The 12,686-nt window shown below is 67.3% G+C and carries 8 protein-coding genes; 2 read left to right on the forward strand and 6 right to left on the reverse strand.

The features are described 5' to 3' along the window. Positions 1–28: 28 nt before the first annotated feature. The 3 genes from RC1_RS01870 to RC1_RS01880 form a co-directional block, all read right to left on the reverse strand. Positions 29–916, reverse strand: coding sequence for a glycoside hydrolase family 18 protein (locus tag RC1_RS01870; RefSeq protein ID WP_012565628.1), 888 nt, complete (start codon positions 914–916; stop codon positions 29–31). Positions 917–1,101: 185 nt separating this feature from the next. Then, on the reverse strand, positions 1,102–2,286 hold the full coding sequence (locus RC1_RS01875; protein ID WP_041785085.1) for an acetyl-CoA C-acyltransferase: 1,185 nt from the start codon (positions 2,284–2,286) through the stop codon (positions 1,102–1,104). A 178-nt stretch (positions 2,287–2,464) separates the two neighbouring features. Next, positions 2,465–3,058, reverse strand: a complete 594-nt coding sequence (locus RC1_RS01880) for a TetR/AcrR family transcriptional regulator (protein WP_012565630.1) — start codon at positions 3,056–3,058, stop codon at positions 2,465–2,467. 135 nt (positions 3,059–3,193) lie between these two features. On the opposite strand from RC1_RS01880, the gene RC1_RS01885 reads away from it, so the two are divergent. Both RC1_RS01885 and RC1_RS01890 read left to right on the forward strand, forming a co-directional pair. Next, the gene (locus RC1_RS01885; RefSeq protein WP_012565631.1) at positions 3,194–3,589 is read left to right on the forward strand and encodes a Crp/Fnr family transcriptional regulator; all 396 of its coding nucleotides are present in this window, start codon (positions 3,194–3,196) and stop codon (positions 3,587–3,589) included. Between the two features lie 122 nt (positions 3,590–3,711). Next, on the forward strand, positions 3,712–4,887 hold the full coding sequence (locus RC1_RS01890; RefSeq protein ID WP_012565632.1) for an AI-2E family transporter: 1,176 nt from the start codon (positions 3,712–3,714) through the stop codon (positions 4,885–4,887). Positions 4,888–4,897: 10 nt separating this feature from the next. Here the strand turns inward: RC1_RS01890 and RC1_RS01895 are convergent, their stop codons facing one another. The 3 genes from RC1_RS01895 to RC1_RS01905 form a co-directional block, all read right to left on the reverse strand. Then, positions 4,898–6,070: an isovaleryl-CoA dehydrogenase gene (locus RC1_RS01895; RefSeq protein ID WP_012565633.1), complete on the reverse strand. Its 1,173-nt coding sequence runs from the start codon at positions 6,068–6,070 to the stop codon at positions 4,898–4,900. A gap of 128 nt (positions 6,071–6,198) precedes the next feature. Continuing rightward, a complete protein-coding gene (locus RC1_RS01900; RefSeq protein WP_012565634.1) occupies positions 6,199–9,279 on the reverse strand; it encodes a TonB-dependent receptor domain-containing protein in 3,081 nt (1,026 codons plus the stop codon). Between the two features lie 382 nt (positions 9,280–9,661). Further along, the gene (locus RC1_RS01905) at positions 9,662–12,487 is read right to left on the reverse strand and encodes a TonB-dependent receptor plug domain-containing protein (protein WP_012565635.1); all 2,826 of its coding nucleotides are present in this window, start codon (positions 12,485–12,487) and stop codon (positions 9,662–9,664) included. Positions 12,488–12,686: the final 199 nt, after the last annotated feature.

Consider the following 12,686-nt stretch of genomic DNA (forward strand, 5'->3'; position numbering starts at 1 on the left):
GGCGACCCGGCCGGGGCGCCGTGCGGGATCAGGCGACAGCGGCCGTGGGCGACAGGGCCGCAGCCAGCGTGGCGCCCCAGCTTCCGGTCGGGTCGCTGGCCGCCTGCCAGCCCATGACACCGCCGATGTAGCGGTAGGTGGAGACCAGCGGGGTCACGATCTGCCCGACGATGTCCGACACGGGCATCCAGCCGCTGCCGGCATCGTTCTGCCCCACCGGCTTGCCGATGACGATCTTGGTGGCCGGAATACCGGCCGCGATCATCCCGGCGACGGAACCGGCGGAGGTGCCGAGGATGAAGGAGGGCTCCTGGAAGCCGGGGTTGTTGTAGTACTGCAGATTGAGAAAATCGATCTGCGTTCCCACGGCCTCCATGATCCGGATATAGGCGCTGGACCAGGTCGGGAAGAAGTAGGGGGCCTGCGGCGCGTGCGAGATCAGACGGGCGCTGGCCGGCAGCGCCCCGTAGAGCGCCTGAGTCAGGTTGATCATGAACTGCGTGCCGTCGTAACCCGCGCTGCCGGTGAAGGCCGCGCTGTCCTCGAAATCGATGTCGATCCCGTCCAGGCCGTAGGTCTGGACCATCGCAGCGATCTGGGCGGCGGAGAACTGCACATTGCCCGCCATCTGCTGCCACTGGGCGGACGAACAGGCACCGCCGCCGATCGCCATCATCACCTTCTTGCCGGCGCTCTTGAGGGCCGGGATCTGGGCCATGACGGTGCTGGTGAGGTTGCCATCCAGCACCATGGTTCCGCTGGGGTCGGGCCGGGCGAAGGACAGGATGACGTGGGTGTAGTCGGAAGAGGCGAAACTGGAGAGCGGAATCAAGTTGCTGTTGTAATAGATCACCAGACGGTTGGCGTTGGGCGTGGCGTTGTCGAGCATGTCATCCTCCCATGGATAGGTCGCCATGGAGGTACTCTACCATCAGTTGGTACAGGTACCATGCTTTTTTCGCTGCTTGCCGGACAGGCCACCGCCATACCCTGGACGCCGGAACCCGCCGGGCCGTGAACGGCCCGCACGCAAAAAAGCCGCCGGTCCCGTCGTGGGGCCGGCGGCCTTGCCTTGCTTCCGGGCCGGAATGTGCGGGGATGTCAGAGCCGCTCGACCGCCATGGCCGTCGCCTCGCCGCCGCCGATGCAGAGGCTGGCGACGCCGCGCTTCAGCCCGTACTGCTCCAGCGCGTTCAGCAGGGTGACCAGGATGCGGGCACCCGAAGCGCCGATCGGGTGGCCCAGCGCGCAGGCACCGCCATGCACGTTGACCTTGTCGCGCGGCAGGTCGAACTCCCGCATCGCCGCCATGGAGACGACGGCGAACGCCTCGTTGATCTCGAACAGATCCACGTCGCGGGCCTGCCAGCCGGTCTTCTCGAACAGGGTGCGCATCGCACCGACCGGGGCGGTGGTGAACCAGGCCGGTTCCTGGGCGTAGCTGGCATGCCCACGGATGGCCCCCAGCACCTTGAGCCCGCGCCGTTCAGCCTCGGACCGGCGCATCAGCACCAGGGCCGCGGCCCCGTCGCTGATCGAGCTGCTGTTGGCCGCGGTGACGGTGCCGTCCTTGCGGAAGGCCGGCTTCAGGGTCGGGATCTTCTCCGGCCGCGCCTTGGCCGGCTGCTCGTCCCGGTCCACCACCGTCTCGCCGGCGCGGGTCTTCACGCTGACGGGCACCAGTTCCGCGGCGAAGCGGCCGGTCTCCCCCGCTTCACGCGCGCGGCGCAGGCTTTCCAGCGCGTACCCGTCCTGCTGCTCGCGGGTGAACTGGTAGCGGGTGGCCGTGTCCTCGGCATAGGTGCCCATGGCGCGGCCGCGGTCATAGGCGTCCTCCAGCCCGTCCAGCGCCATGTGGTCGTAGACCGTGGCGTGGCCGTAGCGGTAGCCGCCGCGGGCGCGGTCCAGCAGATAGGGGGCGTTGGACATGCTCTCCATGCCGCCCGCCAGACCGATGCCGATGGAGCCGGCGACGATGGCGTCGTGGATCTGCATGGCGGCCTTCATGCCGCTGCCACACATCTTGTTGAGGGTCGTGCAGGGCACGCCCATGGGCAGGCCGGCGCCCAGCGCCGCCTGACGGCCGGGGGCCTGGCCCTGGCCGGCCTGGAGCACGTTGCCCATGACGACCTCGTCGATTTCCTCCGGCGCGACGCCGGAGCGTTCGACCGCGGCCCTGATGGCGGCGGCGCCGAGCTGCGCCGCCGGCAAGGGCGAGAGGTCGCCCATCATGCCGCCCATGGCGGTGCGGGCGGCGGAAACGATGACGACTGGATCATGCGACATGGCGTTCACTCCCGATGGTCCTTTCCCGATGGCTCGTGTCCAAGGGCGGGCGCGCGGCAGGCGCGCGGGTAAGATGGGCGCGCGGCAGGCACGCGGGGGGACCCTAGCCGAAGGCCGGGGTCCGGTCGATGCCCCGATGCCGCCCGCCCGACGGTGGAGGGATCCGGAGGGGATGGCGTCAGGTCGGGCGGGAACGGTCGAGCAGCGCGGCGAAGGCGGTGCGGGCCAGCCTCTCCGCCCCGGGATGCCGCATCATCCGGTGCATGTGGGAGAAGCCGAAGGCGATGCCCGTCATCTCGAAGGCGAACAGCTCCGCGTCCAGGTCGCGGCGCAGATGCCCCTCCGCCACCGCCCGGCGGGCCAGATCCGTGGCGAAGTCGATGAGCTGTCCGTGGGTGCGGGCGACAAGGTCGCGCAAGGGACCCGGCTTGTCGTCCAGTTCCTTGGCCGCCGTCTCCAGCGGACAGCCGCCGGGCGGCACCCCCTCCCGGATCCAGACGATCCAGCCGTCGAAGAAGGTCTCGACCCGCGGCAGGCCGCGCGGCCGGGCCACGGCGGGGCGCAGCACGCGCTCCGTGAACAGTGCCAGGGCATGTTCCAGCACCGCCTGCTGCAACAGCTCCTTGGAACCGAAATGGGCGAACAGCCCGCTCTTGGACATGCCCAGCCGGTCGGCCAGCGTGCCGATCGTCAGCCCGGTCACCCCCTCGGTGCTGGTAACGGCCAGCGCCTGATCCAGGATCGCGGCCCGCGTGCGTTCGCCCTTGCCCATGGAACCACTGGACCGAACGACCGTTCGCCTGTCAAGCAGGGGCACCGCACCACGCCCGCCGTACCGCGAACACAGGCGACAAGCGCTGGACGCGGGTGTATGCAGTCGGCGGGACAATTGCATCCAGGTCCGTCCATGTCCGCCGCTTTCCAGCGCCGCACCGTCGAACCCGGGGACATCATCTTCCGCGAGGGCGACCCCGGCGACAGTCTGTATGTCGTCGAATCCGGCCGTGTCGTCGTCTGGCGGGGCGATCCAGCGCATCCCACCCGGATCGGCACGGTGGAGAAGGGCGGTGTGTTCGGGGAGATGGCCATCTTCGACCGCAAGCCGCGCATGGCCAACGCCAGTGCTGAAGAGCGCTCGACCGTGATGCGGATGCCGGCCAGCGTGCTGCGGGAGAGCCTGTACGGCGCCGACCCGCTGCTGCATCAGCTCGTGCAGATCCTGATCGACAACATCCGCCACATGGCCCGCCGCCTGGACGAGCTTGAGGGCCGCATCGCCCCGCCCGACGGACCGATGGGCTGAGGCGCCGGGACCGGCGGCCGCGACCGACCGCACCCGTTGTCCGCATTTCCCGCTGCCGCCGGGGAACATGGTCCACCCGGGCCGGTTCCCCTGTGTGCAACAGCGAAGCGGGGAGATGCGGAATGGATGCCGCCGCCGGCACGGGTGCGGGAAGCACGGGCGCAGGGAGAACGGGTGCCCCAGGCCCCTGGAGCGGTGACCGGACCTACGTCCGCCGGGTCCTGATCGCGTTGCTGCTGGTCGGGCTGGCCGCGACCCTGTGGCTCGCGTCGCATGCCCTGCTGCTGCTGTTCGGCGCCATCCTGTTCGCCGTCGCCATCCGGGGGCTGGCCGGACTTCTCCGCCGGGTCCTGCCTGTCGGGGAGGAAACGTCCGTCGTCATCGTGCTGCTGATCCTGCTGGCGCTCGCGGGCGGTGTCGGCTTCCTGTTCGGGTCGCAGATCTCCCAGCAGTTCAGCAAGGTCGCCCAGCAGGTGCCCGACAGCCTCCAGAAGCTGGAGGACACCCTGCGGTCCACCGGCTGGGGCCAGCAGCTTCTGGCCCTGACCGGCGGGGTTCCGCTGACCGGCGACGGCGGCCAGGGCGGTGGTCAGGGCGGCGGTCAGGGGGGTGCGGGCGCCGCGCCCGACGGCGGCAGCGGCGGCGCCGGCCTGGGCTGGCTGGTGCGGCAGGCCGGATCCGTCGCCGTCGCCATCACCGGAGCCCTGGGCGATCTGCTTCTCGTGCTGTTCGGCGCGGTCTACCTCGCCTTCCAGCCGGGGCTGTACCGGGCCGGGATCGAGAAGCTGGTGCCCAAGGACCGGACGGACCAGATCGTCCGTGCCCTGGATGCGACGGGCGGCGCCCTGTGGAAATGGTCGGCGGGCATGCTGGTGGAGATGGTGCTGGTCGGTGCCCTGACCATGGTCGGGCTCTGGCTGCTGGGCGTGCCCGCCCCGCTGGCGCTGGGGCTGATCGCCGGAACGCTGGAGTTCATCCCCATCGTCGGGCCGATTCTGGCCGCGATCCCGGCGATCCTGCTGGCCTTCACCGTCAGCCCGGACCTGGCCCTCTGGACGGCGCTGTTCTACGTGGCCCTGCAACAGGTGGAGGGCAACCTGATCCTGCCGCTGATCCAGCGCAGGGCGGTCGCCCTTCCCCCGGTCGTCTCGTTGTTCGCACTCCTGGTCTTCGGGTCCCTGTTCGGCGCCATCGGGGTGCTGCTCGCCGTGCCGCTGGCGGTCACGGCGATGACGCTCGTCCAGGTGCTCTATGTCCGCGACACGCTGGGCAAGCCGGTGACGGTGGAAGGCGGCTGACCGTGGCCGGTCACGCCGTTTCCCGGAACAGCTCGCGGCCGATCAGCATGCGGCGGATCTCCGAGGTGCCGGCCCCGATCTCGTAGAGCTTGGCGTCGCGCAGCAGGCGCCCGGTGGGGAACTCGTTGATGTAGCCGTTCCCGCCCAGAACCTGGATCGCGTCCAGCGCCACCTTCGTGGCGTTCTCCGCCGCCATCAGGATGACGCCGGCGGCGTCCTTGCGGGTGATGCGGCCCAGGTCGGCCGCCTTGCCGACGGCATAGGCATAGGCGCGGGTCGAGTTCAGCGCCACGTACATGTCCGCCAGCTTGCCCTGGATGAACTGGAACTCGCCGATGGGCTGGCCGAACTGCTCGCGCTGGTGGACATAGGGGACGACCACGTCCAGCGCCGCCTGCATGATGCCGATGGGGCCGGCGGACAGCAGCGCGCGCTCGTAGTCCAGACCCGACATCAGCACCCGCACGCCGCCGTTCATCCGGCCCAGCACGTTCTCCTCCGGGACCTCGCAGTCCTGGAAGACCAGCTCGCCCGTGTGGCTGCCGCGCATGCCGAGCTTGTCCAGCTTCTGCGCGCAGGAAAAGCCCTTGAAGCCCTTCTCGATCAGGAAGGCCGTGATGCCCTTCGGCCCGGCGGTGGGGTCGGTCTTGGCGTAGACCACCAGCACGTCGGCATCGGGGCCGTTGGTGATCCACATCTTGCTGCCGTTCAGGACGAAGCGGTCGCCCCGCCGTTCCGCCCGCAGCTTCATGGAGACGACATCGGAACCGGCGCCGGTCTCGCTCATCGCCAGCGCACCGACATGCTCGCCGCTGATGAGCTTCGGCAGGTAGCGCCGCTTCTGCTCGGGGCTGCCGTTCAGCCGGATCTGGTTGACGCACAGGTTGGAGTGGGCGCCGTAGGAGAGCCCGACCGAGGCGGAGGCGCGGCTGATCTCCTCCATGGCGACCATGTGCTCGACATAGCCCAGCCCGGCACCGCCCCACTCCTCCTCCACCGTCACGCCCAGCAGGCCCAGGTCGCCGAACTTGCGCCAGAGGTCCATGGGGAACTGGTCGGTGCGGTCGATCTCGGCGGCGCGCGGCGCGATCTCGTCGGAGGAGAAGCTGCGCACCGTGTCGCGCAGCATGTCCGCGGTCTCGCCCAGACCGAAATCCATCAGGGGCAGGCTGTTGGGGATCATGGGTCGTCTCTCCCGGAACTGGTTTTGCCGGGGAGACTAGCGGGGGGCGGGCCGGGATGAAAGTGGCCATGGAAAAGGGCCGCGGTGTCGCCACCGCGGCCCTTGTACAGAGCACTGACCTGCCGGGATCAGAACTTCGCGTTCAGACCGACGGAGTAGTAACGGCCGATCAGGTCATAGACGCCGGCGCCGGTCACGTACTTCGGCGGCTCGACATCGAACAGGTTGTTGATCGCCAGACGCACTTCGACGTTATCCGCAAGCATGTACGTCGCCGTGGTGTCGAAGCGCCAGTAATCATCGACCTCAAGGATATCACGGCTCTCAACCGTGAAGTCGTTGTTGAACTTCGCGCTGGAGAGATAGTTGGCCTGAACCAGCAAACCGATCTTGTCATAGGTGTAGTCGGCCTGGATCTGGAACTGGTGCTTGGACTGGCCGACCTCGCCGGCATCGCTGCCCAGATCGAAGCCCAGACCGGTAACCGACGTCTCCAACTGATGGATGTAGTAGTAGGAGCCGCCCAGGGCCAACTGACCGTAGTCGCCGAAATCGAAGTCGTAGTTCGCAGTGGCGGTCAGGCCGCTGAAGTTGGTGTAGCCCGCGTTGACGTAGCCGGTCCGGATGAAGGTGATCTGGCCGATATCGTCCTCGTTGATGAGGCCCGCGGAACGCGGGGTGCGGACGAAGCGGTCGCAGGCCGCCGACGGATAGCCCGGATTGTCATAGCAGACCTGCAACAGCGCGGACGCCGACAGGTTCGTGATCGCCTCGCTGATCTCGATGTCGACCCAGTCGACCGCAATCGTCAGATCTTCCAGGAAGCGCGGGTTGACGACCACGCCGACCGACCAGGACTTCGCCTGCTCGTTGGTCAGCGACGGGTTGCCGGCCGTCTCACCCTGGATCGTGGCGGTCTCGATCCGCGACACGAACGGAGCGTTCGGATCGCGGCCGAGCGCCTCCAGCGCCGCGCGGCAGTTCGCCTGACGGACAGCCGGGTTCGGACCACCGCTCACATTGCGGGTGGCGCAGGGGTCGGTCGCCGTCGTGAACAGATCGGACTTCGGCAGGAACAGTTCCGTGATCGCCGGCGACCGGATCGATTCGGTCCAGTTGCCGCGGAAGGTGATGTCCCGGATCGGCGAGTAACGGCCGCCGATGGTCCAGGTGTCATCCCCGCCCGACAGGCTGTTATCGACATAGCGGATGGAGCCTTCGGCCTCCAGCCGGTGGACGAGCGGGATGCCCATGCTGTCGTCCAGCAGCGGGATCAGCACCTCGCCATACACCTCCTTGGAGGTGTAGTCGCCCGAAACCGGGGAGATGGCGACCGTGCGACCGGCACCTGCGAGCGTGATCTCACCCGGGTTGAAGTCACCCTTCTCCTTGCGCCAGAGGGCACCGACACCGACCTGGAGATCGCCCGCCGGCAGGGTGATGATCGAGGTGTCGGCGTTGAACTCGACGACTTCCTGCGTGATGGCCGAGCTGGAGACGTCCCTGCCCGTGACATAGGCGATCGCCTCGGGGCTGGGCGAGCCGTTGCCGAAGATGTTCAGCGGCACGCAGCCGGCAGCCCGCGAACGGCAGACGATCTGGTTCGTGGCCGGATCAACGACCGCGTCGATGGCGAGCGGGAAGGTCGCGTCCAGCACCTGCGTGGTGGTGAACTCGCCCTCGGTCTTGCCGTAGTTGTAGGACAGCGACCAGTTGACCGCGCGATCGGCAACGTCGAAGTCGCCGCTGAAGCCGGTCACGATGCGCTTCAGTTCGTTCTCGCTGCGGTTCTCGTTGCCATCGACGAGATCGAGATGGCCGCGGGAGAGGACGAAGGTCGTGCGGCCGCCGGCCGACAGAACGGCACGGTCAGCAGGGGAGAGGAACGCATTGTCGGTCCGCATCGTCAGACCGCTACCCTCACCGCTGAACAGGGGAGAGTTGTACACGGGCTGATTGACGTTCTCGTAACCGATCGTCTTGGAGTAGTTGCCTTCGACGAAGAAGCGCAGATTGTCCAGGATGTCGTAGTGGCCCATGATGGCGCCGAGCTTGCGCTCGACCGGGGCCTGCAAGGACGTCACGGACGACAGGCGGAGGCCATCGCCACCGATGGCGACCGAGCCGGAGAAGATCTGGCCGGGATCGAACGGGACCAGTCGGCCATCCACGAACTGGGCCGGCACGGTCTGGCCCGGATTGTTCGGGTCGGGAATCCGGAAGAAGCGGCTGGTGATCGCGGCCGCCGAACCACCGCCCGAGTTGACGGTGAGCGGGATGCCGCCGGCCGTGACCAGCGGGATCGTGCGGCCTTCGCGGTAGAGCTGCCCGGGAATGCCGTCAGCGGCACCCGTATCCGCCGGGTTCGGAACGAAGGTGATGTCCTTGGCCGTCCGCTTGCGGTCGGTGTACAGCAGGCCCTGGGTGTCGTTGTACTCGACCGCCAGGGCGATGTTGCCGCGATCGTTGTCGAAGTTCACACCGTAGGCGGCACGGACGCGCTTGTTCTTCGCGTCATCATCGTCCGAGTTGCCGAACAGCAGGTCGACCTCGCCGCCCTCGTAATCGTCGCGCAGGATCACGTTCACGGTACCGGCGATGGCATCGGCGCCGTAGATCGGCGCGCCACCCACCGCGATCCGGTCGATCCGCTCGATGAAAGCGGTCGGGATCACGTTCATGTCCACCTGAAGACCCGGCCCGGCATCGCCGAACAGCGACGGGGCGCGGCCTGCCACGAAGCGGCGGCCGTTCACCAGGGTCAGCGTGCGGGCGGAGCCCAGGCTGAACAGGTTGACGAAGTTCTGACCGACGTTGAACGTGCTCTGGTCGCCGATCGGCGACACGGCCGTACCGAAACCAGGGACATCGTTCAGCGCATCGGCGATGTTGGTGAAACCGCGGCGGTCGATGTAGCCGATGTTGACCTCAACGGTCGGCTGAAGCACGTCGAACTGGGTACGGCGCAGACGCGACCCGGTGATGACGATTTCTTCGACCTTCGAGCCATCATTCGCAGCAGCCGTGCCCGTCGCCTGGGCGACCTGAGCCTGCGCCACCTGGGTCGTCGGCTCGGCCATGGCGTCCGACCGGCCCTTCACAACGGCGTCCTGCGCGGCGGCATAGCCGGTCGTCATCAGGAATGCGGCAACGCCGGTCAGCAGCGCGGTCTTCAGTCCGCGCGTGTCAACTCCCTGCTGAATGCTCATTGATGCCCCTTCATATTCAGTTGTGCCTGCGGCTCCCCACCTCCCGAGCGGGTATCGCAGACCAGTTCGAAGGAGTTAGCCGTCGCCTTCCGCGGGTTGCAACGGCACCTGAGCGCGCAGAGTTACGATTTCATGTCGTGTTGCAATTTTGCAAACAGTCGGCCTGCCGACAGGAAATTTCCCACCCGTCGGCAGGGGGCATCGGAAATCAAGCGCAAGCCCGCCGATGCCGCGTTGCTGCGGCGCAACATGAAGGGCGCCGCGGTCTCCCGCGGCGCCCCCGGAAAATGCCAGAAATGGTTGCCGCCCCACCGGGGCCGCGCAAGGCGGCAGAAATCCCGGGCGTTTTTTCACGCGGGCAGCCCCGGGACGTGGGAAAGCCTCAGAATTCGGCGCGCACCCCCACATAGAAGAAGCGTCCGACCGGGTCGTACACGTCGGCCGCCGTTTCGGTGCCGGTGACGTTCGCATCGAAGGGCGAAGCGATCAGCGGCGGCTTTTCGTCCAGCAGGTTGTCGATGCCGGCGAACACCGTGTAGCCCTCGGCGACCCGGTAGCGCGCCTGGATGTCGTTGTAGATGTGCGAGCCGATCCGGTTGGACGGGAACTCCGATTCGTTGTCGATGTTCGCCGCCCCGATGTAGCGCAGGAGCCAACTGAAGGTCAGCGGTCCCTGGTCGTAGGTGGTCCGCAGGTTGAAGCGGTACTTGGAGAGCCCGACAGAGCCGGCCGATTCGACCGGATCGGCGTCCTCGAAGGGCACGTTCTCGTTCTCGATCAGGTAGGTGCCGATCAGGTTCAGGTTCAGCGAGCCGTCGGCGAGGTCGAAGCGGTAGTCGAGTTCGACGTCCACGCCCTTGGCCGTCTGCGTCGCCACGTTCTCCTGCTGTGAGTTGATCTCCACGATCAGGCCGGTGGTCGGATCGCGCCGGATCAGATTGCAGAAGATGTTGTCGGGATAGGTCGGCTGCTGCACGCACTGGTCCACGGTGGTCTGCGTGCCGAAGCCCTGGATCGCATCCTCGATGTCGATGTCGAAATAGTCGACCGTCAGCGCGAGGCCGGGAATGAAGGACGGGGTGAAGACCACGCCCAGGGTCAGGGTGTCGGCCTTCTCCTCCTGGAGGGTGCTGTTGCCCGAGTTGAAGCCGGGGATGGAGGAGAGGTCGAGCTGCGTCGGGTTGAAGCCGCCAGCCGCTACCGCCTGCGCGATACCGGGGGTGGCAAGGCAGTTCGCGGACACCGTGTCCGTCGCCCCGGCAACGACGCCGGCGCAGGGATCGTTGACCGAAACGAAGGTCTGCCGCGGCGGGGTGAACAGCTCGCCGATGTTCGGCGCCCGCACCGAGCGGGACCAGACGCCGCGGAGCCGGACATCCGGCACCGGCTGGTATTCGGCCCCGGCCTTGTAGGCCCAGACATTGCCGATGGTGCTGTAGTCCGCGTAGCGGACGGCCCCTTCCACGCTCAGGCTCTCGACGAACGGCAGGCCGGAGAGAATCGGGATCACCGTCTCCGCATAGGCTTCCCAGACATCGTACTCGCCGGCCGTGAAGGCGCTCTGGTTGCCCGAGCTGATCCCGGCGATGGACAGGGCGTCGGGCCGGAACTCGCTCTCCTCCTTGCGCCATTCCAGGCCGACCGCAGCACCCAGGGGACCGGCCGGCAGTTCCACCACGTCACCGGACAGGAAGGCACCGGCCGTCTGCTGCTGGATCGTGCTGTCGAAGGTGGAATTGGCCGTCACATAGTCGAGCCCCGCCCCGGTCGCCGTGCCGGTTCCGAAGATGTCGATGGGCACGCAGCCCTGGGCCCGGGCCAGAGCATCGGAGCATTGCAGGGCGCCGCCCGGCCCGGCCTCGGCGTTCAGCGCCTCCTGCATGCGGACGACGTTGAACACGCCGGTAGAGATCTGGTCCTGGGTGACCTTGCCGAACTGGTAGTAGGTCTGCCAGTTCCAGCCGTTCGCCAGCTCGCCCTCGAAGCCGGTGGCGAACCGGAAGGTCTGGCGGGTGATGTCGGACTCGCGCGGGCCGATCTCGTTGAAGCGACGGGCGAACAGGATCTCGTCCGTACCGGCCGGGATCAGCGAGCGCAGCCCCGCCGGGATGAAGGGATTGGTCACCGGGATCGACAGCACCGGGGCGTCGATACCCACACCGATGGTCGTGTTGTCACCGAAGGCGATCGGCTCGGACCGCGAGCTGGTCTCGGTCCGGGCGTAGGTGCCCTCGAAGAAGAAGGTGACGTCCTCGACCAGATCGTAGCGGGTGATGGTCGAGAGCAGGTAACGCTCGATCGGCACCGCGATCAGGCGGTCCTGATTGCGGTTGTAGCCGTTCACGGCCGTGACGAAGGGCGTGCCGTCCGGGTTGCGGTTGCCGACGCCGGGGATGATGAAGCGCCCGCCGGGTCCATAGGAACTGAGCGCCGGGCGGGAGATCACGCCGTCGGCGGAAGAGAAGGCGTCCACCTCGGAGATCGCGCGGTCCTTCGACTCCACCTCGTTGGTCTTGTCGTAGGTGAAGTTGACGATGATGTTGCCGCGGTCCTCGGCGAAGTTCGACCCGAAGGTCGCCGAGGCATTGTAGTTCTCCCCGTCCCCCTCGTCGGTGACGCCGCTCTGGGCGCTGAAGGACGCGCCCTGGAAGTCACGCTTCAGGATGATGTTGACGACGCCGGCGATGGCTTCGGAGCCGTAGACGGCGGACGCGCCGCCTGTCACCACCTCGACCCGCTCGATGAAGTCCGAAGGGATGGAGTTGAGATCGACCGAGGTCGAGCCCTCGATCCCGCCCACATGCCGCCGGCCGTTCACCAGAACCAGGGTACGGTCGGTGCCCAGATTGCGCAGATCGACCAGGTTCAGGCCCGTGGCGCTGACCAGGAAGTTGGAATTTGTCGTCGACACGCCGGGCACGCCGGCCGCCGGCAGCTCGTTGATCAGATCGGCGGCATTGGTGCTGCCCTTCAACTGGATCGTCGCCGCGTCGATCACCTGCACCGGCGTCGGCGCCGTCAGGTTCGATCGCTGGATGCGGGAGCCGGTGACGACGATCTCCTCGATGCCGCCCTGGGTCCCCTCCTGGGCCAGGGCGGGCAGCGCGGTCAGCGGAACGACGAGGGCCACCAGGGCGGCGCCGGCCAGGCAGCGGCGGCGCAGAGCGCCCTCCAGGCCATTGTCGGTCGAGCGGGTGCGGATCTTCACTCTCGGTTCCTTTCCTTGCCCCACAGCGCGGGGCAAGGCCCCGCCGTTGCGAGGCCGGATAGCAGAGAGCTTAAAGAAACCGCAATGAACCTTTCCGGCTAAAAGTCCTCACCTTCCATCAGCGTGACAAATCCGCTTCACCCGAAATTGCGTGAAAGAAAGAATATATCCAACAGGACATATTTCTTCCATTCTATTG

The organism is Rhodospirillum centenum SW, from assembly GCF_000016185.1.
Taxonomy (GTDB): domain Bacteria; phylum Pseudomonadota; class Alphaproteobacteria; order Azospirillales; family Azospirillaceae; genus Rhodocista; species Rhodocista centena.